Raw genomic sequence first — 23,839 nt, 5'->3', positions numbered from 1 at the left:
AGGTCTGTCTCAAACGGAAACTAGTCGATGCTCTCGAAATACCGACGCAAGCGTTCTTCGTAACCGCGCGGGGCTTTGCCGCGGGCCTTGGCTTGAATCGCACTTTGCAGAGCGGGGGGCAACTTGGCGAACCATGGTTCCTTGGCAAACTTTTGAGCTTTGGCTTCGGCATCTTGGGCGTTCTTGTCGCCGCGGCTGTCACCTTGCTGCGTGGCTTCGTTCTGCAGTTCGCCAGGGGCTTGATCTGGGTTTTCGCCCGTTTCGCCGCCCATCGGCGAGCCACCCTTGCTGGCCTGACTCGTTTGACCAGGCATGGGTTGGCCCTGTCCCGGCATTGGCTGGCCTTGGCCGGGCATGGGTTGTCCCTGACCAGGTTGACCGGGCATCGGCTGCCCTTGGCCCGGTTGTCCTGGCATGGGCTGACCTTGTCCAGGTTGGCCAGGCATCGGTTGACCCTGACCTGGTTCACCTTGGGCAAGTTGACCTTGCAGGGCGGCTTCGGCGGCGGCCTGCAAAGTCGATTCGGCTTGAGCCAGGGCTTCGGCACCGGCGATTTGATTGGCGGTGGCTTCGGGAGTGCTGGGTACGAGACCCGTACCCAGATCCGTCGGCATGGCGGGAGTCATACCGGCCGCGGCTTGAGCCTGACCCATTGGTTTGGCTTGACCAGCTGGTTGCGCCTGACCCATGGGTTTGCCTGCGGCGGATTGTCCCATTGGTTTACCCGTTGCCGGTTGGCCAGCGGGAGTTTGGGCAGCGGCAGCTTGTGCCTGGCCCATCGGAGCTTCGCCAGCGGCAGCTTCGCCGATGGGCTTGCCAGCTTCACCTGTGGGAGCTTCGCCAGCGGCCATGGGTTCGGCGAGACGCGAAGCTGCTTCGAGGGCTTCGCGAATTTCGGCCTTGGCGACTTCTTGCTGGCCGGAGATTTCGGCGGCGCCGACACCGGTCGCCTTTTGAGCTTCGGCGAACGACTGCGTGGCACGTTGCAGTGCTTCAGCGGCAGCTAGTTGTTTTGCCGTGGGAGCTTTGGCGGCTGGTTGTTTGCCGGCTGCCATGGGCTTACCTGCTTCACCGGGCATCGGTTTTCCTGCTTCGCCCATGGGAGCATCGCCGGGCATTGGTTTGCCAGCTTCGCCCATTGCGGCTTCGCCTTGGGCGAGTTGTTCCGCTGCTTGACCGATGGCATCGCGGGCTGCTTGTTGATCTTTGGCGAGTTCCGCGATGGCTTCGGCCAGATCTCGATCGCGGCGGAGTTGCTGTTCGCGAGCGGCTAGATTCGCGGCGGCTCGATCGAGACGTTGCGCGACCTCTTCGCGAGCTTCGGCAGCTTTGGCTGGATCACTGGCTGGCTTGCCAGCTTCGGGCTTGCCGGGAGTTGCTTCGCCCGGCTTGGCTTCTCCGGGTTTGCCTTCAGCGGGCATTGCTTCTGGCTTGGCACCTTCGGCAGCGGCCTTGGCCGCTTGTTGCAGAGCGGCCTGCGCACCGGCATCGACTTCGCCAGCTTTTTCAGCCAGTTCGCCAGCAGCTTTGCCTTCTTCGGCCAGACCGGCGGCTTCTTGCTTACCGAGTTCGTTTAGAGCTTCTTGAATCTTCTCGCCAGCTTTGGCCAGAGCTTCGCCGGCTTTCTTTTGAGCTTCGGCAGCACCCGCAGGCTGGCCTTTCTCGAGTTGTTCCTTGGCGGCAGCGGCTTGGGCAGAGGCATCAGCGGCGGCTTTGCCTGCTTCTTCGGCAGCCTTCTTCGCCATGTCGCCGGGCATGTCGCTCGCCTGTGCGGCGGCTTTCTCGGCGAGGGCTTCCGCTTCGCCAGCCTTTTCGCCAGCGGCTTTTTGCGCCATGGCGTCGGGCTTGCCGGCTGGTTTTTGGGCGGCTTCGGCCGCTTGTGCTTCGGCGGATTCTGCGGCCTTGCCGATGGCTTCCCGCGCTTCGTTACGGGCAGCTTCGGCCTTGGCCGGGTCGCCACCGAGGGTTTCCTTGGCAGCTTCCGCAGCGGCGGCGGCGGCTTCCTTCAAAGCTTCGGCAACCGGACCTTTGGTTTCTTTGGCGGCTGCGGCGGCTTTCTCGGCGGCCTCTTGTTGCTCGCCAGCGGCTTCGAGCGGCGTGTTCGCTTTGCCGGAGGCCAGATCCTTCGCGGCCTTGTCGGCCTGGTTTTGTTCCTTCTTTACTTCGGCTACTTTTTCAGCTTGCGACTTGGCTTCGGCCGCAGCGGCTTTGCCTTCGGCCTTGGCCTGCTCGGTTTGAGCTTCGCGGACCTTCTCTTCGGCCTGTTGCAAGCTGGCGATGGCCTCGGCGTTCGAAGCCATGGGCTTCTCCGCAGCCTTCTCGACGGCTTCCAAAACGGCTTCGGCCTTGGCGAGTTGTTCGCCGGCAACCTTGGCGAGTTCTTCGGCCGTTTTGCCAGCGTCCTTGCGGAGTTCGGCAGCGGCTTGCGTCAGTTTCTCGGCTGTCTTCTCAGCAGCTTGGGCAGCTTCCATCGCTGCTTGCTTGGCGGCAGGCTTCGCCTTCTCGCCGGGCATGGGTTTGGCTTCGGCGAGCTTCTTTGCAGTTTCGGCGGCGGGAGCTTTGGCTTCGGCAACCTTCTTGGCTGCTTCGGGGGCGGTGTTTTTCACACCTTCGGCCACCTTATCGGTTACCTCTTTCACATCTGCCTGCTTGGCAGCGAGAGCGTCAGCCTGCTCGGCGGTCAGGCCTTCCTCTTTGGCTGCGGCGGCGGCTTCCTTGGCGATTTCTTTCTCGGCGGCAGCGGCACGTTCGAGAGCTTCGGCCGCGCGGGCCTTTTCGCCGATCTCGACGGCCAGCTCACGCCGCATGGTATCGGCCAGCTGTTGCTGAACCTCGGCTCGGGCCTGAGCAATGGCGTCCTGGGCTTTTTCGGCGGCCTCTTTCCGCTCTTCAGCGGCGGCAGGATCGGGCTTCTTGGTGGCTTCGATGGCTTCGGCCACAGCCTCTTCGGCGTTCTTCAGTTTGTTTTCGATCGCGGCGTTGAGCTCCGCTTTCTCATCAGCCTTCTTGAGCGTTTCGGCAACCTTCGCTTCTTGCTTCATTGCTTCGGCGGGAGCCTTTTCGGCCTGCTTGGTCGATTCCTTTTGTTCGGCAGCGGCCTTGGCGAGTTCTTTGTCGAGCTCTTGCAGTTGCTTGACTTCTTCCGCCAGCTGATCGGCGCTCTTGTCGGCCTTTTCCAAATCGAGCCCTTGTTCGATTTGCTTTTCAACCTGGGCCAGATCGCCGATCACTTTGTTCTGCTCTTCGAGTGCTTCGGGCTTGTTGGTTTCGAACAGATCGCGGCGAGCTTCTTGAGCGGCCGCCTTCGCGTCTTCGAGCAAAGGCTGCGTGTTGGGAAAAGCACTTTGAAGCGCTTGCGCCAGTTTGCCGAGTTCCTTTTGCACTTCGAGTTGCTTGGCGGCCAACTTATCAGCGGCTTGCGGATCGAGCGGCGACTTCTTGGTCTCTTCACGCAGCTGCTCTTGCTTCTTCAGCATCTCGCGAACCATTTTCAGGGCCGCCTCGCGGTCGCTATCGATGAGGCCTTGCGTTTCTTCCAGCTTATCGAGCAACGCTTGCAGGCCACGAACCACGGACTGTTGCGCTTTGCCTGCACCAGGAAATTCAGCCTTGGCGAGTTGCGAGCCGGCGGACTTCAGTTCTTGATCGACCTGAGCAGCGCGCAGGATACGCAAACCCGCGCCGGCACCGGCGCCAGCCTGGCCGCCCCAAGTGCTGACATCGTCGAGGGCCGCGACCAGTTGATAGTAGAGGCGTTGGACGTCGGCCTGATCTTCGATGGCCGAGAGGGCGAATTGGTCTCGCTGCTGAGGCGTGAGCGAAGGCAAGCTGACGGTAAGGTTCTGCGTCTTGACCTGCATGTTGATCAGCTCGCGAACCTGAGCCGAGAGCTTGGCGATTTGCATGCGGCGGAACAGCTTCTGGCGTTCAGCCATCAGTTGCACGACGACTTCGCGAATGCGAGCGCGGGCTTTGTTGAAATTCTCGAGTCGCTGGGCCTGAGTTCCTTCCTGAGCTTGTACGAGGAGTTGCACAATCTCCTCCATGTCGGCCTTCATCAGCTCGTGAATGTTCCCTTTCATCGCTGCGATGTCTTTGTAGATCGGCAGCGACTTCAGGCCATTCTCTTCCAGCTGGCGAAGCTGAATATCGAGCACGCCCGAGACAAGTTCACCGGCAAGGGCCCGAGCTTTCTCTTGAGCCTGCTGCTTGTTGCGGAAGGAGTCGCCATCGGCGCCAACTGCCAGCGGCAAGGCCGCCCATGAGGTGGCTCCGATGAGGATCGCGACAAGCACGCGAGGGGGCAGCCAGCTGCGCGAACCACGAGCGACTTTCTCTGCAGCGAAACTTGTCATGGAGTTTCCCCAATTCCGAGTTGACGTTTGATGATGTCCGTAAGACGTTGTTCCGAGCGCTCGTCGGCCTCTGAAATGGCCGCGAGCACACCACTTTCATCCGAGATTTCCAGCACCAGCGGATCGGATTGATACCGCTCGCCCGTGGGCTGGCCGGCTTCATTGTCGCCGCGGTAATCGACCACTTCCAGCGTGATTTTCAGGCGATCCCCTTTATTCAGCTGCAGCGACGAGAGCGGCAGCGAGAATCTGGCATCTACCGGCAATTGGCCACCACGCAGCGGTTGGTTACTTGTGAGGAGAGCAAATTCCTTCTTTTCGACCGCCGTAGTGGCTTGCGCCGTGCCGCTCGACTGAGCACTCTCTTCGGGCGCGGCAGCAGCGACGTCGTCATCGGTGTGCCGTTCAACTTCGGCCAGCAGCTTGAGCGATGAGATTCCGTAATCGTCGGCCGCGCGGTAATGCACGACGGGCTCGGCGGTAGGGAGCACCACTTTGTGCACGACATCGGCCGCGGCGGTCGGCGGACGATCGGGCTTGATGCGCACCGCGCCGCGAATCGGCGTTTCCAGGCTGAGGCCATCTTCGTCGACGACTTGCAACTCGTAGCGGAATTCTTCGCGAATGTTCTTCAGCGGCGTGTGTCCCTGCAGATCGACCAGCGACCACTGCGTTCCCTGCTTGTCCGTCTTGGCTAGATCGAGACGTTCGGTTTTGTCACGCTGGCGGATGTTGATCCACGCTGCTTGGAGCGGCTTGCCATTCGTGCAGTTCAACGCAATCTCCAGCGATGAACCGGCCAGCACTGCCACTTGCCGCTGACCAGCATCGGGCGCGGCTTCCTGCTGTGCATAAGCTGGCGGGACGATCTTCAGCGAAGGCTCGACCGCCGGGAGCGGAATCATGGTGATGACGGCTGGATCGGTCCAGGCGTCACCCATTACCAGCGAGTAGCGCACGCTTTCCAGCAGACGAGGTTGCTGAACAAGATAGAGCGACTTGTGATCCTGCAGGGCAGTATCACTTTTCAGTTGCGTGGCAATTTGCGCGGCTAGCGTCGCGAGCTTAGCGCGATCGTCGGTCTTCACCACTTCCTGAGAGAGCTTGTCAGCATCGAAGGCTAACAGCAGAGCCACCTGCTCTTGCCAGGGAAGGGAAACATCGATCTCATCGCTCTTGGCAGCTGTCTCGAGCATTTCGGCAGCGCGACGAAGGCGATTGAGCCTTTCCTCACGCGTGGCTGGTTTCAAGTCGAGTTGCGTGCGGGTGCGCGTGACGCCGGTCGCCGTGAGTGTGAGCGAGGCTTCGTCAGGCTGTTTGCCCCGTGTGTAGACCGCAAACTCCAGTGGTCGACCTTGGGCAGCCTTCATGCTGTGGGGAGCACACCCGTCGATGTTCTCTTCCAGCACCTTCTTGTGATTGACGACGATGCGCTCGATGGTGGTGGTCGTTGGGTAGTGTCGTCCGCCCAGTAGCAAGCGATTGAAAAACGCGCCGGCATAACTGGGAAACAAGATCGCCGCAACCAACAGAATCAGCGCGGTCACACCGAGAATGGTCGCCCGCCGCATCATCTGCGTGCGCGAGAAACCTTCAAACACATTCAACTGATTGCCCACGTGGGCCACATAATCGACCACAGCTCCTTCAAGCTGCTTGGAGCCGCTCTCGCCCGGACGTTGCGATTCAAACTGCAAGGCGGCGATCAAGTCGCTGTCGATTTTTTGCTGCCGTTCGACCAGCAGGGCCATGTCTTCGATCGTCTCATTCTGCTGGAGCATGGGCCAGGTGAACTTGTAGGCGGCCCAGGCAACGCAGCCAATCGCAATGACCAGCAGCACGACGCGCTGCGGCGGAGGCAGTTCGAATAGCAGATCAAGCACCAGCACGACGGCAAGTGCCCAGAGCGCGGCAATCACCAGTGCCGCGGCGGCGGTGACTACGCGCACGAGGGCACGGGAACGGCGAAGCGAGGCAAGTTGCGTTCGTAATGTCGACAGTCGCGTCATGAAAGTTTCAGGAGTTTGCGGAACAGCCATTCACCCAGCATCAGACCGACGACCAGAGTGAACCACAGGGGCGTTGACCACAGAGGCTGGTTGCGGGTCATTTTTTCGATTGTTGGTTCAGCGTGCAGATCGTTGACCAGGTTGTGCACGGTGGTCAGGTCGTAAGCCTTACCGCCCGATTGTGTAGCAATCTCGTTTTGCAGTTTTTCGTCACGCACGGCCCGGCGACGCTCGGCCGAGAGGGGCGTTACTTCAAAGCGTTGCTCGTCGAACTTGCCAGTCACGGGGTCCTTCACGCGCAGGCTGTATTCGCCCACGGCAAGGACGGGAATGCGAGCCTCGAAGACACCCTTGCGCAGCATCGGAACCCGGATGGGACGAACCTCACCACCGCCGGGGCCAGGAATAATGAGCTCTGCTTCGAGCGTGCGGTCGGTCACATTGGCTTCGTCGAGCGGCTCAAAGTTGACATCGTAGGCTTCGACGGTGAGCGTCACTTTGTCTTCAGCTCGGTATTGCGGTTGATCCAGGCGAGCGACGAACCGCTTATCGCTGCCGAGGGCGTGGCTCATGCCGAGGCGATAAATCAGCTGTGACCAGAATTGGCGATAGTACTTTTCGCCATACTTGCGCCGCAAACGCCAGGTCTCATTAAAGCTGAGGAAGACAACCTCTCCCTTGCCATACTGCCGAACCGAAATCAAAGGTTGCGGAGTCTTGCCGTCGCGGCATTTATCGGTGGGATGTTCGGCCAGCGCGAAGGCCTGCTCGTGTAAGGCGGCGACAGGTTGATACCAGGGCAACTTGCCGAGATTATCCCAGGCTTTGGTGTTCTCAATTTCCGTCGCACCGAGTTGCATGAATGGATAGCGGGCAGCATGCGGCGTGAGACGGGCGCGAAACTCGGGAAACTCTGGAGCGTCGCGGCGGTCCGCTTGCGGGTCAACGATGACGGGCAGCAGATCGGCGAGAGGCGTTTGCTCGATTTCTTTGGGGCCGAAGCGAGGGCCCGTGATCACGACCAAACCACCACCGAGATTGCCGACGAACTCCTTCACCATTTCGCAAAAGCGATCGTTGAGCGCTGCGCGGGGCATGTCGTCCAGAAAGAGCACGTCGTTAGCAAAGAACTCGCTTCGCTTGGGCGTGAGGGTCGGCAGGAAGAGAACATTCGCTTCACGCACGCGCGGGTCGCTGGAGGCGAGAAACGTGCGAAAGCCATCCATGCCGACGAGCTTGTCGCGATGAAAGACTTCCTTGATAAACCGCCATTCCCAAGTGGGCTCGTGGGCAACGTACATCAGCCGCAGGTAGTCGTCGATGATGTTGACTTGCCGCAGGGCATGATTGTTTTGATCGACGATTTCACCTTCGACGGGATCGACGGTGGCGGTGAATTCGAACCGGCCGGACTCTTCCGGCGTGAATGGAATTTCGAGGGTCTCGACGCCGCTTTGCAACGTAACCGTCCGCTGGCCAACTTGAAACTCGGGCAATAGCGCCGCGGAGTCGCCGCCAACCTTGCGTCCACTGACGCGCACCGTCACGCTCTGCCCCTGCAGTCCACTTTGCCGCAGCTTGACGAGCACACTGCTGCGCTCGGCCTTTTTCATTTTAGGATCGGTCTGCAAATCAACGGCCAGATCGACGGCCTCGGTCGCGCCTACGCCCACCGCATAAATAGGCACACCTAGCTTCGCCAGCGGCGTGTTGTCACCGATGCCGACCGGGGCAGTTCCTGCGTTGTGGGCAAAATCGCTGACGAGCACTACGCCGGCGAGACGTCCTGAACCGAACTGCTGACTCGTCTCTTGCAGCACGGCACCGAGAGCCGTCACTTGGCCCTTGGTCGTGAGTTGCTCGGCAAGCCAACTGCCCGAGAGCGGCTTTTCGGATTGATTGCCGGCTTCGCTCAGTTTGCGCAGTTGACTGGTGGTGTTGCCGTCGAAGACAAACGCTTCGAGTTGAATCTTGTGTTTCTCTTGCAACTGCGCGAGCGTGTTGTTGTCAGCTTTACTCAGCCACGACTGTATGTATTGCATCCGCGTGGGGGCCGTTGTTCCGCCCGTTGCGACGGGAGTTTCACCCGCTGGCGCCGATGGGATTTCCTTCAGACCTGTGGAAGCGGCGAGCGCCTTGCGCTGAGCCTCGGGCAATTGGTCGCTGATGGCCATGCTGTCGGTACCATCGAACACGACATACACCTGAGGCTGATGCTTCCGCGTGACGTGCATCTGCAGCACGGGATCGGCCAGCGTGAGGAGCAAAATCGCCAGGAGCAGACCGCGGCATACAGCGAGCACCCAGCGCGTCGGAGCTTTCGGGCCATTTTGCCATCGCAGGTAAAAGATGATCGAGAGAACTATCAGGCCGGTGGCGGCGAGAAAGACCCAAAACGGGGCATCCTGCGCCCAAGGCGCAGCGAGAGCCACATCGACCTCTTCGATCGACGTCACTCCATCCAATCCCAAAAACCAGCCCCACCAGCGATTCATCGAGTTCCAGTTTCCTCTGCTTCAGCAGCAAATTGATTTGTTAAACAGCAGCTTGCGGTCGAAACGCCGGCCAAGCCAGAACGACCATCTCGGCGAGTAGCAACAGCAGTACCGCGAGTGCCAAGTACCACCAACTGGTCTGACCACGAATGGCCGCACCCGCCAGGCTGATGTCTTCGCCCGGCTCAACCCAGCGTAAAGAACTGCCGGCCGTTAGCTCTTCGAACTTCTCGCGCGAGAGCGGCAGCAGTTCCGATTCGTCAGCTTCGCCATTCACGACGATGGGCAACTCCCACGCGGGCTTTTCTTCTGTTGGTTGCGCGCCTTCTACATTGGGATCGCGGCGATAACCGGCAACACGATACACGCCCCGCTGATACAGACCGTACAACGTGATGCCTCGCAGGTCACCGCTAATGAAGCCAATATCGAGCGATTCTGGATCGAGTTGTCGCGGCCGCGTGAGGGTTACTGCCAGATCGTGCTCGTTGGAAGGGACCGGCAACGTGAGTTGTTCGAGCGGCTGATAGTTGCGTTTGGCCAACGTCGAGCGCGTCATGTTGCGGAGCAACCGATCGAACATCAAGATCGCGTTCGTTTTCGGCAATGTGTTCCAAGAGGAAAGAAGCCCTGTGCCGACGAAAAGGACCTCGCCCTGACCTCGCTTGCTGACAACGAGAAACGGCGTTTGTGCGGAGTTATCGAAGCGGGCAAGAATTCGCGGTGCCTGTTGCTGCAAGAGTTTCTCGAGGAGTTGCGCTCGCAAATCGGGATCGGTGGGAATTGTGGCCGCAGAATCATCAGCGGCTAGTTGCGCGCCGGTTGCCGCCCACGTGAGCCACTTCGGCTGAAGTTCGGCCAGCTTGGCTTCGTCCTGTTGTTGCTGTTCTTGATCGGTGGAGTTGATCTCACCAGCCGCCTGCTTGGTCGTGAAGGCCTCGCGACGGGCGTTGGCCGCTTGCAGGAAAGTCAGTTCTTCGTCGAGTCGCTTACGAGCAGCGGTAGTGGCCTGGGTTGTTGCTTCAGCGGAGCTATCGCTTCCCACGGCTTTGAAAAAGAAAGGCTCGGAATAAAGGTCACGCAGTTCAGTCTCACCAATCGAAGAAAGTTGAAACAGTTCATCGCCGAGCAGGCTCTCAAAAGAGATGAAGAACGGCTTGGTGTTAGGGCCGGCAACCTCGGGAACTTCACCAACCAGTTCCGTGAGTGGCAGCGGCAAAATGCCGTCGCCAGCGCGCCAGGCCAACTCTTGCCAACGGAGCGGATCGAAATCGGCACCAGCGGCAATCACTAGCCGGCCACCTTGGCGCACGTAGTCACGCAGCAACGAGACGATTTCTTCGGACTGCGGCTCTTTCAACCCCGCGAGCACCACCAACCGGGCATCTTTTAGGACTTCCTGGTCGAGTTCGTTTTGTGTGAGGTGACGAATCTTGACCAATTGCCGCGGAGCATCGGTACGCGATGTCTTCGGCGCGAGCAGCTTCCGCAGGTGACGAGTTTCGCCCAGTTGATTCCGAATGGGATCTTCGGCCGTGCCAAATTGATCGACAAACACGACAGGCAGTCCGGCGACGATCGGCAAAGCCAAGAATCGTTCATTGTCAGCCGCGAGGGCATCGTTCGCTTGAATCTCGGCCTTGAGTGGCACAAAGATCGGTTTATCGGGTTCGGGAACTTCGGTGAGCGTGTTGAAGACGTACTCGAACTCAATTTCTTTGCTGCCGGCACCAGGCTCGATAGCGACCGTGCGTTCGCCAATGACGGTTTCGCCGTACGAGAGTTTCACTTGAACATCTTGGCGGGCAGAGCCACCCTGATGTTGCAGCACGACCTTGATCGTTGTGGGAGTTTCGATATCGGCGAGGCCATCCTGCACCTGCAAGTCGGAGATCCAGGTGTTCTCCCAATCGGCTGCAGAGCTGGCCGGAGCAACGGCGACGAGTTGCCAATCCTGCAGCTTTTTCAGCGCCTCGGCCGAGCGGACATCGCGCCAGTTGGTCGCTTGCTGATCGCTGAAGACGACGACTCGTTTGGCTAACTCTGGGGAAGATTCGCTGGCACGTTGCACGTCGTTGACTGCGCGCAGCATACTCGCACTGCGATCCACAAGCTCGAGTTTGCCGATCGCTTCAAGAGCGGCATCTTTGGTGTCGTAAGGATCGGGGCTGTACCCTTCGCGTGAACCACAGGCAGGCAGGATCGAGATCTTGCTGCCGGAAGGCAATTGATCGATCAGATGGCGTGCGCGGTCCTTGGCTTTATCAAGCAGTGTGCCATCGAGCCCTTCGTAGCCCATGCTCAGGCTGTTATCGATCACCAGAATCGCGTGCAAGGGCTGACGTTCATCGACGCCACTATTGCCACCGCGAGCAAAGAAAGGACGGGCGAGTACCAGGCCAAACAGGAAGACGGCAATCGTGCGCATCACCAGCAGAATGATGTCGCGCAGTTGCAGCATCCGCCGATTCCGCTGCATGGCCTCCTTGAGGAAGTCCATCGCCGCCCATTGCACCGTGCGATAGCGCCGGCGGTTGAGCAGGTGAATGATCACCGGGGCCGTGGCAAAAATTGCTCCAGCGGCCGCGAACTGCCAAGCGGTGAGAGACAAAAACGACATGCTACTTGCCCGCCTTTGCCTTCTGGCGGAAGCTCTCGATCTTGCCTTCTTGCAGAATCGGCAAGTAACGATTGGGAATCGCAAGGATGAAGCAGCCTACGCTTGTCGCGTATAACTGCCCCTCGGGACCGCCGACATGCCCATTCGTCTTGGCACCGTTGTCGCGCCACGAACCATGATGGGCGGCGTTTTTCTCGTCCAGTTCCTGTGAAGTCACCAAGTACTCTCGCAGCAGCGGATAGCATTCTTTCCATGGATCGCCATTCACCTGATAGAGGGCCTGACCAACGTAATAGAGCGTGTACGCATCGAAAGGCATGCTGCCATTGCGGTCACGGGCCTTGGGAATTTCTTTCACTGCGGCCGAAATGACATCCATGTTCTTGCCGATTCGCCAGTCGTCGTATTGGCCAAACTCTTGCATGCAGACCACGCCCGCTGCGGCCATGGCAATCGTGCCACCGCCACCTCCACGGCTGTAAGTGAATTGCCCGGGCATCTTCATTTGCTCGGCTTCAGAAGCTCGACGATCTCCCTTGGCTGCGTAATGATCTCGGACGCTCTTGATCGCCTGATCGATGACTTCCGGCGGTACTTCTAACCCGCTATCAACAGCTGAACGGAGCGCTTTGGCTTGCATGACCACCAGGCTGAGGTCGTGGCCGTTCTTCTGGCGGTGGGCTTTGTAGTCCCAGCCACCGTCGTCACATTGCACGTTGGTGATCAGCTTGAGAGCGCCATCGAGAACACGGTTTAGGCGGCGATCGCGGCTAGCAGTCATTCCATGAGCCTGACCGAGCACGAAGGTGGCCAGACCGTGGTTGTACATGTCGCGCTGGGCATCGGAGACATTGAGCAAGCCCGAGGGCTTGGCATGACTCACAACGTAATCCAGAGCTTTGTCGACTTCGCGGCCATATTTACCGCGGCCAGGGGCATGTCCAGCAGCCAGAAACGCCAACGCGCCCATGCTGACAAGGCCCAGGTCGTTTGACTTCCAATTCCCTTCCGGGCCTTGGTTGCGGGCCAGCCATTCCAGGCCGCGATCAAGGGCAGCTTCGCTGAGTGGCGTGATTTCGTCTTCACCGCTTGCGGTGGCAACTTGCCCCCAGGCGTGAGTAACCGGAGCCAAAACCAGCGCTAACGAGAGGAGGCCCAAGGCCAATATGCGGCGCAACATGCGTGTTGCCTCTCGTGGGAGGGAGTAGAGGTACGAAAAGGTGGGAAAAACCATTGTCATCAGCCAATGGTTACTTTGCTATGGCTGAGAGGCGGATTTCGTTACACGCCTGCCCAAAAAAGCGACAGCCGCGGGAAACTCGGGTCATTTCGGCGTGGGCACTAGTTCGACCACATCACGGTTCGGGTCGTGCTGGCCGCGGCCAAAAAAGGTGAAGAGCCGGTCTTTGTGAGGCACCAGCGGTCCGAGGCGTGGCAGCGTGTCGCTGAGGGAACCCAGGACCGAGGTTTCTTTCTGGCTACCATCCTCAGGATCGAGCCAGACCAGTTGCAAAGCTGGCTTGTCTTTTTGCGCAACACGCTGGGCCACCAAGATCGCCGAATCATCGACCAAGGCATAAGGCTGCAAATCGGTTATCGCCTGAAACCATTGCTGTTTGCCAGTCTGAGCATCCAAGGCAATCACCCCGGCCTCAGTGCGCGCGATGATGTTGCCGCGCGATGCCCCCCAGCAACCCACAATATCCGGCAGCAAGGTTTCCCAGTGCTCAACCCCGGTGGCAGGGTCGAGGCACAGAGTCGTTCGCGTGCCAGGTTGAGCAATGATCACTTTGCCATTAACCAGCAGTGGACGTTGGAAATCTTGCAGCACCCACCGCGGATCTTCTTCGCTGGGAATCGTCACTTGTTTCCGCACCCACCCCACTTGTCCGCGACCATCAAGGGCCAGCGTCACGCCGCCGAGCGTGACAATCAATTGATGATCGAGCGGCAAGATCTCGCAGCAGGCCCGTGCACCCCAGGTGTTGCGCAGGCGAATAAGATCACGCTGCTGCTGCAATTCGCCCGTCGCGGGATCGATTACGTTCCAGCGCAACAGCGCTTCCTGCTGTTCCTGGGTAACCAGGCTCAAGGCGATGATCTGCCCATGCAGATAGACCGGATCAGAACAAAAAAACTCGCGATCGCCGCGCTCGGTCGACCATTGGATTTTGCCGTCGGCCTTGTTGAAGCTCACGATTTGCTGACTGCGGTTGTAAAGCTGGCGGGCAAGAATTTGGTCGCGTAACACGAGCGGACGCATGGCAATCAGCGCGAAGTCTTGAGATTTCTGCATGCTTCCCTTGGGTGTTTCACTCTGCCACTTTCGCTGACCATTGTTCAAGTCGTAAGCAGCGACCTGAAAGCGATTCGTGACGTAGAGCCTTTCTCCTTCGACTGTGGCGGAGAGTTGCTTGTCTACCCAAGGGACCGAGTATTGATTCGTCTTGCGGCCCACTTCCTCCTGCGGACGTTCACCGGTCGGGCCGTCGAGCCGACTGCGTTGGTGCGCTGCATACTGCGTCGGCGGTGGTACCGGCAGCGAAGTGCCGGGAATCACATGCTTTGCTGTGCCAACGGGCGCACTCGTGCCCCGAGCGCGCATCTCAGCGACCAGCGACTCAAAGGCGGCTGCGTCGAGCTTCAATTCGTTGAACTGGACCACGTTGGTCGCCGGCGTACCGAGATCGCGACCAAGCATCGCCCCAGCGAGTCGAATTCGCGGCGCAAGTTCGCCAGCCATCGCGGGATGACGCGTGATCGCGGTTTGATAATGCACGATAGCTTCTTCGAACCAGCCATTCGACAAAGCTCGATCACCCAGCCAGCGGAGCGCTTCGGCCGATTCGGAGGTCGCACCAAACTGCACCGTAGCAAGTTCCACCGCCGTGGCATCGGCGGCGGCGATCGCCTGACCAATTCGCAACTTGGCGAGCGGCCCATAGCGCTCACCCAGGGCAGTTCGCAACTGCGGATAGTCGTTGAGTAGCAGTTGCACCGCGACGGGCAACGAAGTGAGGAGTTGACGATCTTTCACATAGGGAGCCACGCCGGGAGCCGCTTCGTGATCGACCGAGGTAATGATTCGAGCAGCATCGTCCCAGGCTTCACTCTCTAGAACGGCCTGCAGTTCGCTGGTGAGGTTGTAAGTCTCTTTGCTCAATTCCTCGACGAGCAACGGACGCCAGCCATCGCGCATGATGGTCGCGTTGGTGGAGGCTACTGCTCGGCTGGAACTTTCGCGTCGAGCGAAGGCTTCGGCCCACGAGATCATCGGTACGGTTTCGTCGACGTGAAAGAATCGCAACTGTTCGCACAGATCGAGCAACTTCGTCGGCTCTGCTGAATAGGCCCCCTGCAAAATCTCGGTGCGAACCAGAGGTTCAAGCGGAGTCAGCGATGCGCCGTAGCTGCGATGGGGTGTGTGAATGGGCGCATTCATGTAAGTGCGACGCACCGTCGACCACGGCGGCAATTGGTGCTCGAGAAACGCCTTCGCCCCTACATTGGCAATGCGTTGCAGCATGTTGACGCGAGTCAGATCACCGTCCTTGAGCGTGCCGACCAGTTGCATGGCATCGGCATGGATGGCCAATTGATCAGCGACCGGAAGCTTGCCCAACGCGGGTTCATCGAGCAGCATTTCTAAGAGCGGATAACCAAGCTCGCGCGTAGTGCTGCTGCCGAGCGTGCTTACCGCGCAGGCGATGCGCCAGTCTTCGTCACTCACCTCTACAGGCTTTTTGCCGAAGATATCTTCCTTCCATTTGTCCAGATTCGTTGCCGTCGGTGCGGCAACCGCTTGGGCTTGGAGTTGCTCATTGACCAAGTTGCTGATGGCTGCTAACTCGCGCAACTCAATGCGCTCAATCGTTCCTTTCACATCCTTGCGTTTGCCGACGAGTGACAGTCCTAGAGAATCGATGCCACCGGCAACGGACTCTCGGACAAAATCAGGCTGCCCCCAGTTCTTGCCATCGGAAGAGATCCACCAGCGCAACGTGCCACAGCCATAACCGATCTTGAGCCAGAACGTCTCTGGATTGGCGCATGGCTCGGTCTGCTCCGAGAACGGGGGCGAGGAAAGTTCCGCGTCGTTGTCGACCCAGCGCGACTTCACCACCGGGCGATTGGTGGTTGTGTTGCGCATCAGCCGAATGCACTCGTTGGGATGTCCCTTGCGGCCGAGATAAACAGCGCAGCCCGGAGTGACGTCCTTCAGCTTGACCACAACTTGCTGCAAGCCCGGTTGCGGGAGTGGGGTCCAGCACCAGAGATGCTTTTCGGAGTTATTGGCTACAAATGTCAGTGAGCCATCGTCGTTCGCCTTTGGCTGCAACACTTCAGGCTGTGACGATGTCCATTTCAGATCGCCAGGACGGTCGGTTTCAAACGCAATTTTTTGCGGCGGATCGAGCAGCGGGGCATCGGTGCTGCGGAGTAGTTGCAACGCATAGAACGTAGCGCGACCTTCAAAGTAAACATCATCGGGCGGTCCCGCGAGCGGAGCGCTGACGAGCACGATGTCGCCGCGGCTGAGAATTACTTGGCCATTGTGATAGCGCAGATCGAGCGGACCGCCGAATCGCATCTCGGTGCGATGACAGCGAAAGTCGTCGCTCGAGGTAAGCGACAGCGTATCGGGCTTGGCGGTTTTGGGCTTGCGAGTCGTGGTATAGGCCACCCAACGCGAACTCTGATCTTGATAGTAAACGAGCGTAACACCCTGGTTGCCGTGATACAGATGAATCTGCAGTTTGTGATAGTTCTCGAGAGACATTCGCAGGAACGAATCGGCAAGCCACGGCGACTTGAGCCGCGCGCGTCCTTCGATGGCCGCACACTTACCGAACTGCGTATCGACTTCATGCAAGCGATAACTGCCATCGGGGGCCGACTCAAACCAAGGCTGCAACTGCTCGCGGCGAACAATCTCCTTCGTCAAATCGAAACGCTCGAACGCAACCTGCTCGAACTTCGGCGGGACCGCTTGCGATTCGACCATCGCTTGCCAAGGCAACGGTGGGGGCACTGCGGATTTCGAATTTGTTTTTGCGGCTTGGTTCTCCGGTGCTTTGTTAGTCAACTCAGCTGGTTTAATGCCGCGAGGATCGTTTTTCTCAAGTTTGCTCGGCGCGGCATCGCCGGCTGGTTTGTCAGACGGACCAGCCTCGCCACTCTTCTCAGCCGAAATCTCGTCCTTCAACTGAGGATTTTCGGCAAGTTCGGCTGGCTTCCACATCGAGCGCACGGCAAAGCCGACGAGGCCGATGGCAGGAACTGCAATCAGCAGGAGGAGCACTAGCAATCCGACGTAAGACCGCTGAGGTTGTTGCGCGCGGGCTCGCGCGGCAATTGCAGCGGGCGAGAGCTTGAGGCGGGCCATCGCGGTTTGCAGATAGCTTTCGAAATGAATCTGGCCGGCGAGCGCTTCGCGCAGGGCGGGAGATTCTGCGAGACGACGCTGCAGAAGTTCAATTTCCTCCAGTGTTAACTCTTCCGGCATTTTGTCGTCGAGTAGCTGTAACAGTTCTTGATCGGTCATTCGCTACCCTTTAGTCGACTATCGAGGCACTGCTTGAGCGCCAGCCGGGCGCGATGCACGAGCAGTCGCACCGCGCCTTCACTACGGCGCAAAGTGCTCGCAATCTCAGCCATCTTCAATTGTGCACGATAGCGCAGGTCGATTGCTTGCTGAGCGCTCGGCCCCAGCGATTCGAGACACGCGGGCAGGCCCTGCAATACGTCACTGTGCTTTTCCGTGCGGTCGTTAACCATTTGATCGAGTTCCAAGCACAACTCGGTCCAGGCAACTTCGCGGCGCCGCGAGATTCGCTTCACATGTTCGCGCAGCAGGTTGCGGGCAATGCCGATCAGCCACGGACCAACTTGGACCGCTCGCGAGAGTTTTTCTCGCCCCTGATAACAACGCAGGAAGGTCTCTTGGCAAAGATCTTCGGCATCGGTCGAATCGAACAATCGAGCGCGTAGGTAGCCGTAAACCGTGTGCTGATAAAACTCAACCAGCGACGTGAATGCGTTTTGATCGCCCCGCTGGGCGGCCAGCACCAACCCATGATGAGGCTCCGCGGTGGCGGCATTGTTGGCCTGCGCGTTGTTGGCTGCCGCGTTCTCGTCCTCGCGCGTCGGCGCACCTGTGCCGAGCACCAAGGCGGCGGCTTCCATTCTTCGCGCGGGTGGCGGGGACGATTCCATGGAGGATTACAAACTTCCAGGCAAGAACCAAATCAGAGAGGCGGGTTACAAGCAGGTGGGCGTGTGGCTGCGGGTTCGTCACTAGGTGACTCCGCCTGCCGCACATTTATCTTAGTCCGGCTTTCCCATCTCTCGCAATCAACTGGTCACTGGCGGCACAATTGTTACCAGCGGCACAGCTCGCCGCCGGGCACTGTCTAATTTTTCACCTTAGTTTGTTCGAGAAAGGCGTGAATCGACTTGCCTAATGCGCGGCCATAGGCCTGATAGCCTTCCTGGGTACTTTGCGGCGTGTTGTAGCTCGTTTCGAGTGTGACCGCGACCGCCGGCTGCTTGGTGTTGAGCGTCACCCAGTTCTTGCTGATTTCGCGCCATAGTGGATGATAGCCCGGGCCGCTTTCTTTAGTCTTGTCGGACAGGCCCAACTTCTCTTTGCCGAGGAACATCCGCGCGGATTCAATCCAAGCCTCTTGTAGCGCGGCTCGCTCTTTGGAAAGCAGCGACGGCGGGCTGATAAAGAAGAACGGCTTCAGGTCATTGGGCGCGGGGTTGTGCAGATCAATAAACAGGTCGAATTCACCCGCTTCATCCAGTTCGTGAATGCCCAACTGCGCCGCGCGGACTGCCGCGAACACGGGCTCGCTGCTCCAATCGCGATTGTGGTCGTGGGGCTTTTGGTCTTTGCCACCGGCGCCGAGTTCGACGTTGTCGACATCCATGATCGGCACATACACGATGCGCGTGTTCTCGCGCAATGATTTCGCCGCAGCATCGTCCGAACTGAGCCAATCGACAAAGCCCGCACCAACCCAGCGAGCACCAGATTCCCAAGCGTGTTGTCCAGCCTGCAACCAAATACCGCGACGCTTCTCATTTTCCTTTGCTGCCGGTTCCCAACGTAACGCGGGAATCTCTTTACCACCCTTGGTCGTTGCTAAGACGAATTCCTTGGCACCAACATCCTGCTTGATCGTTCTTGAAACGAGATCCTTTGCGTCACTCAATTGAAAAGGTGGCCCCCACGCCAGCCAGACTTCTTCTTGGTCAAACTTCAATGGATAGACCACGCGGTCCGACTGAATCTTGCCCATCTCGGTTTGCTGCCAAGTTTTGCCGTCCAGGCTGTAGCTAGCACGATAAGGGCGAGCGAAGTCCATTCCTTTCACAATCAATTGAATGGTTTCGCCGGGCTTGATGCCGCTCAGGCGAAAACTCCACCAGCACTCCCAGCCGGCATCCTTGTAAGGAGAGGGACGGATCATGATGTGCCGCGATGTTTGATCGATCGATTCGACGGCGGCGGAACCACCGGGAAAATCGGTACTAATTCCCAAGTCTGTCGAGACGACGAGCGTGGTGCACAGGAGGGCAGCAGCGAAGGACGCGACCATGATTGGTTCCCACAAAACCTGGTTCAAGACTCGTGTGACAGGCCGTGTCACCCAATTGCTAAAGTCTAACGATTGTCGCAGTCATTGCGCAAGCAATTCCTGTAACGGGTCCTGGGCCGCCGGATAGGCGTTGCAAATGTTAGAGGCCCGATATTCCTTCCGCCGATGGAAGGGGAGAGAGCCCGCTCACCGTCCGATGACGGTCCTGCCTCCCTCCTATCTCGGAAAACTGCGATGCGACTTCACAGGCTTTCGATCTTGGCATTCCTGGCATTGGCCGTCTCCGGACAGATCAACGCCTCGCGCGCAGCCACTCCGAAGAGCACCGCCACTTCTTGCGAGGCGATCCAACCGAATTGTGCAGCACAGCCTCTTAACTGTGCTCCACCCAGTTGCGAGGCACCTCCCGAGAAACCGTGCAAGCCGCCAGCGGCGCCGCCGGTGTATGCAATGCCGCAGCCCATGGGCATGTTCGTTCAGCCGCAAGGAGCCGGTCCGATACGCGGACCCGTGAATCAAGCGGGCATCGAAGGGGCGGAAATTACGTTCCCTCAGCTGAGCCTGCGGATGCCGTCGATCCGCTTTCCGGGCGTCGCCAAGTATCGCTCGAATGCACAGATGGAACTGGCCCCAAATGTAGCGCCATTCGTTGAATCGGCCCCAGCCGCAGCCCCGATGATGGCTGCCCCAATGATGGCTGCCCCGGCTGCAGCTCCCATGATGGCTGCTCCTCAGATGGCGATGCAGCCCATGGCGGCCCCGCAGATGATGCAAATGCAGGCCATGCCGGCTCAAGCGCCGATGATGGCCCCGCAGCAGATGATGCTCGTGCCGATTGTTCCGCAGCAGGCAATCCAGCAGCCTCCGCAGGCACCTCCCTATACTCCGCCGCAGAATTCGCCACCCCCAGCGAGTCCGTATCGCGCCCCTCAGTGCGATGCGCCGCAATATCAGGCTCCGCAATGCGATGCGAATGGAGCCGCCTATGTCGACCCACTCGAAGACAAGCTGCGTCAGATTCAAGCCGCCGAGCGCCGCCTGCAGCAACAAATGGCGGAACTGCAGCGTGTAATGCAACAGTTGCCAGCCGGCACGACCGCCGCGCGCCCGGTCGAGAATCGCTCGATTCCTCTGCGGCCGGTGGTTCCCAACAGCGTGCGGCCCAGCGAGCCAATTTCGCCGCCCCAACCTCCCCCGGATTTTGGTCAGCGTCAGTTTCAGCCGACCGTTCAATACACGGCCCGCCCAGCGACTTACTACAGCGAACCGCCGCCAGCCCCGGTCGCGAATCAGGTCATTCGCGAGCCCTCGCAGCCCCGCGCCACCATCACCGGTTTCAACCGCTGACCCCGAATTGCCAATCAGCAAAAATGTTGTACACTTAACTGGACCTCAACGGGCGGCTAGCTCAGTTGGTTAGAGCACCATGCTCACACCGTGGGGGTCGCTGGTTCGAGTCCAGTGCCGCCCATTGCACTCTTTGCCGCAGTTACTGCGGCGAGAGTGCATAAAGTTGAATCAGCCCTGTAAGGTGCTGATTCAGCCCGACCCAAAAAGCGACCCGTAAAGGGTCGCTTTTTTTATGCATTGCTGGCCTGCTGCGAGCTCTTGGCAGTCAAGTCGCGGCACTCATGATGTACGGGCAGGCTCGTCGCTGGCCAATAGCTCGGCCAGCGAAGCGAACCGAGTGAGAGGACCGACGAGTTCCTCGAGACCCTCGGCCCGCAGCACATCGCGCACGGGTCCGTGAGCCTCGACGATTTTAAAGTCGATACCGCAAGCAGCGAACTCCTCGTGCATTCGCCGCAGCATGCGAGCGCCGGCCACATCCACGTAAGGCACGTTCGATAGGTCGCCAATCACGCGCCACACACCGGTTTGAGACTTGGCTCGTAAGCGAACAGCGTCCAGCACATGATCGACGTTGAAATAGAGGAGTGAAGATTGCACCCGGAACGCAATCACTCCGATCAGAGGCTCATTGCTCGCATGGCGGGCGATGTCCGAAAAGCGGTTGGTCCCGGGGATGCGACCCAGAAACGCCACATGTGGGCGCGAAGTGCGGGCTAAAAGCATCAACACCGAAGCCAACACGGCGATTAACACGCCATCGAGTACGCCCATCAGCAACACACCCGCAAATGCTACTGCGGCAGCGGCAAAGTCCAAGCGACTCGCTCGCCACAGGTGATGCAGTTCTTTGAGGTCGATCAAGCCCTTGACCGCTACCAGTACAACTGCCGCCAGAATGGTATCGGGCAACGTCCGAAAGAGGCCGGTGAGGAACAGCAGAACACAACAAATCGCCGCCGACGCAAAGACAAGCGACAGTTGGGTGCGAGCGCCGGCGCGCTCATTGACGGCTGTCTGCGACAGTCCGCCGGCGAGCGGATAGCCCTGAAACAACCCGGCGAACAAACTCGCGGCGCCCAGACCAAGCAACTCCTGGCGAGAATCAACGTCATACTTGTGCTGAATCGCAAAGGTCCGAGAGATATTGTCAATAGTTGTGGATGGTGGAATTGAATTAGGCGGCGGCTTGGTCGAGGGGTAGGCCGTCTTGGAAGACGACTCCGCGGATGACATCGGGGAGGAGTTGAGCGCCGTTGAGTAGTCGCCAGCCGCGCGCGGCGCTTTCAGCGAGCTTGAACATCATGGTCAGCGAGGCGATGCGACTGCCGTTGCCTTTGGTGCGACGATGCCGCAGGCGAATGGTGGCGAACGTCGACTCGATTGGGTTCGTAGTTCGCAGGTGCCGCCAATGCTCCGCAGGAAAGTCGTAGAACGTGAGCAGCACGTCGCGGTCCTTGGCCAGGCATTCCGTGGCCTGTGGATATTTGGCTTGATAGTCGGCCACGAAGGCGTCGAACGCTTTGCCGGCCGCTTCGCGCGTGTCGGCCATCCAGATTTGATGCAGCATGTCTTTCGCTTTCGGTTGCTTGTTCTTCGGTAGCTTATCGAGAACATTGGCAGTCTTGTGTACCCAGCAGCGTTGCACTTTCGTGGCGGGAAAGATCTCGGCGAGCGCTTTCCAGAAGCCGAGGGCACCATCGCCAATCGCTAACTTGGGCGCCACGGCCAGGCCGCGGCGCTGCACATCGAGCAGCAGTTCTCGCCACGATTGAGCGCTCTCGCGATGGCCGTCCGTCATGGCGATCAGCTCTTTTTTGCCGTCTTTGGTGGCTCCCATCAGCACCAGAATGCACTGCCGATCCTCTTCCAGACGAATGTTCGTGTGAATGCCATCGGCCCAGACGTAGACGTATTCCTTCCCCGTGAGGGAACGCGCGGACCACTCGCGATACTCCTGTTCCCAAACGCTCTTCAGCCGCGTGACGGTCGTTGCCGAGAGCCCCGGACACTCCGGCCCGACGATCGCCGCGAGCGCGTCGTGGAAGTCGCCCGTGCTGATCCCCTTGAGGTACAGATACGGAATCAACTCCTCAATGCTCTTGGTCTTCCGCAGATACGGCGGCAGCAGCTTCGAGTGAAATCGTTCGCCGTCGCCAGCCTCGCGCCGATCATGCACGCGTGGCTGCTCGATGGCCACTTCGCCCACCCCCGTGACGATCTTCCGCTCCGGCAAGTGCCCATTCCGAACGACCTGACGACGGCCCCGCTCATCAGTCACGTGTGCGTGCTGGTCGATCCATTCCGCAACCTCGGCTTCAATGGCCTGCGCGAGCATCTGCTGTGCTCCTTGCCGAAGAATCTCGTGCAGCGATTCCCGAGACCCTGGCAACGCAATCGTCGATCCGTTAACTTCCTGCATGGTGGTGTGCTCCTTGGTGAAAAAGGTTCTTTTGCAAAACACTTTCTCGCCAAGCACACCGCCTCTTTCAATCACTCAACGTCCACGACTTTCGGTTATATCTCAAGGTCCGAGCGGCTGAAACACTCTCGATGTAGGACAACAAGAAGCAGGCACAGGCCAGGCGAACCAGTTGCCTTCCTGCCGAGAGCGAAAGGTCGGCAGTTTGAAAGACCTTCCACTGCAGCCCCGGCAGTCCTGCCGGAATCTCACCGACAATCTTCACGCCCAACCGATCGAGACTGAACAGCCAGACCGCCAGCAATGATAGGGCGACGATGAACAAGGGGACCGGGCGTCCGGGGTAAAGTTTTGCGCCGGCCAGCAACAGCCCAATGGCGATCGCGCCCACCGTGAGAGTGAGCACGTGGGTCGAATCGACTTGTTGAATCAGCAGCCCAATGCGCTCGAAGAAGTCATCGCCCCCACCGCGTACCCCCAACAGCTTGGGCAACTGCGTGGTAGCGATCACGAGCGCGGCGCCTGCTTTGAATCCTGTGAGAATGCTCTCGGAAATGAAATTCACCAGGACGCTCAAACGGAACAGCCAGGCCAGCGCGAACACCGCAGCCATCAAGAGCGCCGTTTGCGAAGCCAACGCAGCGAGCCGCTGCTGATCGCCCGCCACCAGTTCCATGAGCGAGACACCTAGCAACAGCGAAATTGCCGAAGTGGGGCCGATCGCCAGGTGTCTTGAGGAACCGAAGAGCACATAGCCCAGGCCGCCAAGCAGGTAGCAGTACAAACCCATTTGCGGGGGCAACCCGGCTAATGATGCGTACGCCAGCGACACTGGGACTGCGTAGGCAGCCAGCGTGATGCCCGCCACGAGGTCCGGGCGCAGCCACGATCGCTCATAGCTTGGCAGCCAATCGAGGATCGGCAGCAGTTGGCGAAGTCTCATGTTGTAGCCATTGGCTTTCACTGCTCGCGCTCGGAAAC

Annotated in this window: 13 protein-coding genes and 1 tRNA gene; 2 read left to right on the top strand and 12 right to left on the bottom strand. The window is 59.2% G+C overall.

Annotated features, from left to right (window positions below; translation table 11 throughout):
- Nucleotides 1–20: 20 nt before the first annotated feature.
- The 9 genes from NA78x_RS19330 to NA78x_RS19290 all read right to left on the bottom strand — a co-directional run bounded on the left by NA78x_RS19330 (nucleotide 21) and on the right by NA78x_RS19290 (nucleotide 19,550).
- Complete coding sequence (locus NA78x_RS19330) at nucleotides 21–4,355, bottom strand: hypothetical protein (RefSeq protein WP_425614013.1); 4,335 nt, start codon at nucleotides 4,353–4,355, stop codon at nucleotides 21–23.
- Nucleotides 4,352–6,364: a hypothetical protein gene (locus tag NA78x_RS19325; RefSeq protein WP_425614012.1), complete on the bottom strand. Its 2,013-nt coding sequence runs from the start codon at nucleotides 6,362–6,364 to the stop codon at nucleotides 4,352–4,354. Before NA78x_RS19325 ends, NA78x_RS19330 begins: the two co-directional genes overlap by 4 nt.
- Entirely contained in the window at nucleotides 6,361–8,859 is a 2,499-nt protein-coding gene (locus NA78x_RS19320; RefSeq protein ID WP_425614011.1) for a hypothetical protein, read from the bottom strand. The genes NA78x_RS19325 and NA78x_RS19320 overlap by 4 nt, the downstream gene beginning before the upstream one ends.
- Before the next feature lie 40 nt (nucleotides 8,860–8,899).
- Nucleotides 8,900–11,479 carry a BatA domain-containing protein gene (locus NA78x_RS19315; protein WP_425614010.1) on the bottom strand — a complete coding sequence of 860 codons (2,580 nt, stop codon included), beginning with the start codon at nucleotides 11,477–11,479 and terminating at the stop codon, nucleotides 8,900–8,902.
- 1 nt (nucleotide 11,480) lies between these two features.
- A complete protein-coding gene (locus NA78x_RS19310) occupies nucleotides 11,481–12,659 on the bottom strand; it encodes a squalene--hopene cyclase (RefSeq protein ID WP_425614009.1) in 1,179 nt (392 codons plus the stop codon).
- A 144-nt stretch (nucleotides 12,660–12,803) separates the two neighbouring features.
- Complete coding sequence (locus tag NA78x_RS19305; RefSeq protein WP_425614008.1) at nucleotides 12,804–17,024, bottom strand: PQQ-binding-like beta-propeller repeat protein; 4,221 nt, start codon at nucleotides 17,022–17,024, stop codon at nucleotides 12,804–12,806.
- A complete protein-coding gene (locus NA78x_RS19300) occupies nucleotides 17,021–17,665 on the bottom strand; it encodes an RNA polymerase sigma factor (RefSeq protein ID WP_425614007.1) in 645 nt (214 codons plus the stop codon). Before NA78x_RS19300 ends, NA78x_RS19305 begins: the two co-directional genes overlap by 4 nt.
- 227 nt (nucleotides 17,666–17,892) lie before the next feature.
- Nucleotides 17,893–19,086, bottom strand: coding sequence for a M14-type cytosolic carboxypeptidase (locus tag NA78x_RS19295; RefSeq protein ID WP_425614006.1), 1,194 nt, complete (start codon nucleotides 19,084–19,086; stop codon nucleotides 17,893–17,895).
- Nucleotides 19,087–19,328: 242 nt separating this feature from the next.
- Nucleotides 19,329–19,550, bottom strand: a complete 222-nt coding sequence (locus NA78x_RS19290) for a hypothetical protein (protein ID WP_425614005.1) — start codon at nucleotides 19,548–19,550, stop codon at nucleotides 19,329–19,331.
- Between NA78x_RS19290 and NA78x_RS19285 the strand changes: the two genes are divergently transcribed.
- Both NA78x_RS19285 and NA78x_RS19280 read left to right on the top strand, forming a co-directional pair.
- Entirely contained in the window at nucleotides 19,537–20,433 is an 897-nt protein-coding gene (locus tag NA78x_RS19285; RefSeq protein WP_425614004.1) for a hypothetical protein, read from the top strand. The genes NA78x_RS19290 and NA78x_RS19285 overlap by 14 nt on opposite strands.
- Nucleotides 20,434–20,483: 50 nt before the next feature.
- Nucleotides 20,484–20,557, top strand: a tRNA-Val gene (locus NA78x_RS19280).
- A 158-nt stretch (nucleotides 20,558–20,715) separates the two neighbouring features.
- Here the strand turns inward: NA78x_RS19280 and NA78x_RS19275 are convergent.
- The 3 genes from NA78x_RS19275 to NA78x_RS19265 all read right to left on the bottom strand — a co-directional run bounded on the left by NA78x_RS19275 (nucleotide 20,716) and on the right by NA78x_RS19265 (nucleotide 23,801).
- Nucleotides 20,716–21,672 carry a SulP family inorganic anion transporter gene (locus tag NA78x_RS19275; RefSeq protein ID WP_425614003.1) on the bottom strand — a complete coding sequence of 319 codons (957 nt, stop codon included), beginning with the start codon at nucleotides 21,670–21,672 and terminating at the stop codon, nucleotides 20,716–20,718.
- Nucleotides 21,614–22,858 carry an IS256 family transposase gene (locus tag NA78x_RS19270; RefSeq protein WP_425613880.1) on the bottom strand — a complete coding sequence of 415 codons (1,245 nt, stop codon included), beginning with the start codon at nucleotides 22,856–22,858 and terminating at the stop codon, nucleotides 21,614–21,616. The genes NA78x_RS19275 and NA78x_RS19270 overlap by 59 nt, the downstream gene beginning before the upstream one ends.
- Before the next feature lie 67 nt (nucleotides 22,859–22,925).
- Complete coding sequence (locus NA78x_RS19265; protein WP_425614002.1) at nucleotides 22,926–23,801, bottom strand: SulP family inorganic anion transporter; 876 nt, start codon at nucleotides 23,799–23,801, stop codon at nucleotides 22,926–22,928.
- Nucleotides 23,802–23,839: the final 38 nt, after the last annotated feature.

This window comes from Anatilimnocola aquadivae (genome assembly GCF_049819085.1).
Taxonomy (GTDB): domain Bacteria; phylum Planctomycetota; class Planctomycetia; order Pirellulales; family Pirellulaceae; genus Anatilimnocola.
This window is presented reverse-complemented; position numbering and strand designations above follow the sequence as displayed.

What these genes read in the sequence shown, in the direction of transcription:
- NA78x_RS19290 (WP_425614005.1), bottom strand. Translation starts at nt 19,550, where the DNA reads ATGGGCTGCGGCATTGCATACACCGGCGGCGCCGCTGGCGGCTTGCAC.
- NA78x_RS19330 (WP_425614013.1), bottom strand. Translation starts at nt 4,355, where the DNA reads ATGACAAGTTTCGCTGCAGAGAAAGTCGCTCGTGGTTCGCGCAGCTGG.
- NA78x_RS19300 (WP_425614007.1), bottom strand. Translation starts at nt 17,665, where the DNA reads ATGGAAGCCGCCGCCTTGGTGCTCGGCACAGGTGCGCCGACGCGCGAG.
- NA78x_RS19315 (WP_425614010.1), bottom strand. Translation starts at nt 11,479, where the DNA reads ATGTCGTTTTTGTCTCTCACCGCTTGGCAGTTCGCGGCCGCTGGAGCA.
- NA78x_RS19270 (WP_425613880.1), bottom strand. Translation starts at nt 22,858, where the DNA reads ATGCAGGAAGTTAACGGATCGACGATTGCGTTGCCAGGGTCTCGGGAA.
- NA78x_RS19265 (WP_425614002.1), bottom strand. Translation starts at nt 23,801, where the DNA reads ATGAGACTTCGCCAACTGCTGCCGATCCTCGATTGGCTGCCAAGCTAT.
- NA78x_RS19325 (WP_425614012.1), bottom strand. Translation starts at nt 6,364, where the DNA reads ATGACGCGACTGTCGACATTACGAACGCAACTTGCCTCGCTTCGCCGT.
- NA78x_RS19305 (WP_425614008.1), bottom strand. Translation starts at nt 17,024, where the DNA reads ATGACCGATCAAGAACTGTTACAGCTACTCGACGACAAAATGCCGGAA.
- NA78x_RS19275 (WP_425614003.1), bottom strand. Translation starts at nt 21,672, where the DNA reads ATGTCATCCGCGGAGTCGTCTTCCAAGACGGCCTACCCCTCGACCAAG.
- NA78x_RS19295 (WP_425614006.1), bottom strand. Translation starts at nt 19,086, where the DNA reads ATGGTCGCGTCCTTCGCTGCTGCCCTCCTGTGCACCACGCTCGTCGTC.
- NA78x_RS19285 (WP_425614004.1), top strand. Translation starts at nt 19,537, where the DNA reads ATGCCGCAGCCCATGGGCATGTTCGTTCAGCCGCAAGGAGCCGGTCCG.
- NA78x_RS19310 (WP_425614009.1), bottom strand. Translation starts at nt 12,659, where the DNA reads ATGTTGCGCCGCATATTGGCCTTGGGCCTCCTCTCGTTAGCGCTGGTT.
- NA78x_RS19320 (WP_425614011.1), bottom strand. Translation starts at nt 8,859, where the DNA reads ATGAATCGCTGGTGGGGCTGGTTTTTGGGATTGGATGGAGTGACGTCG.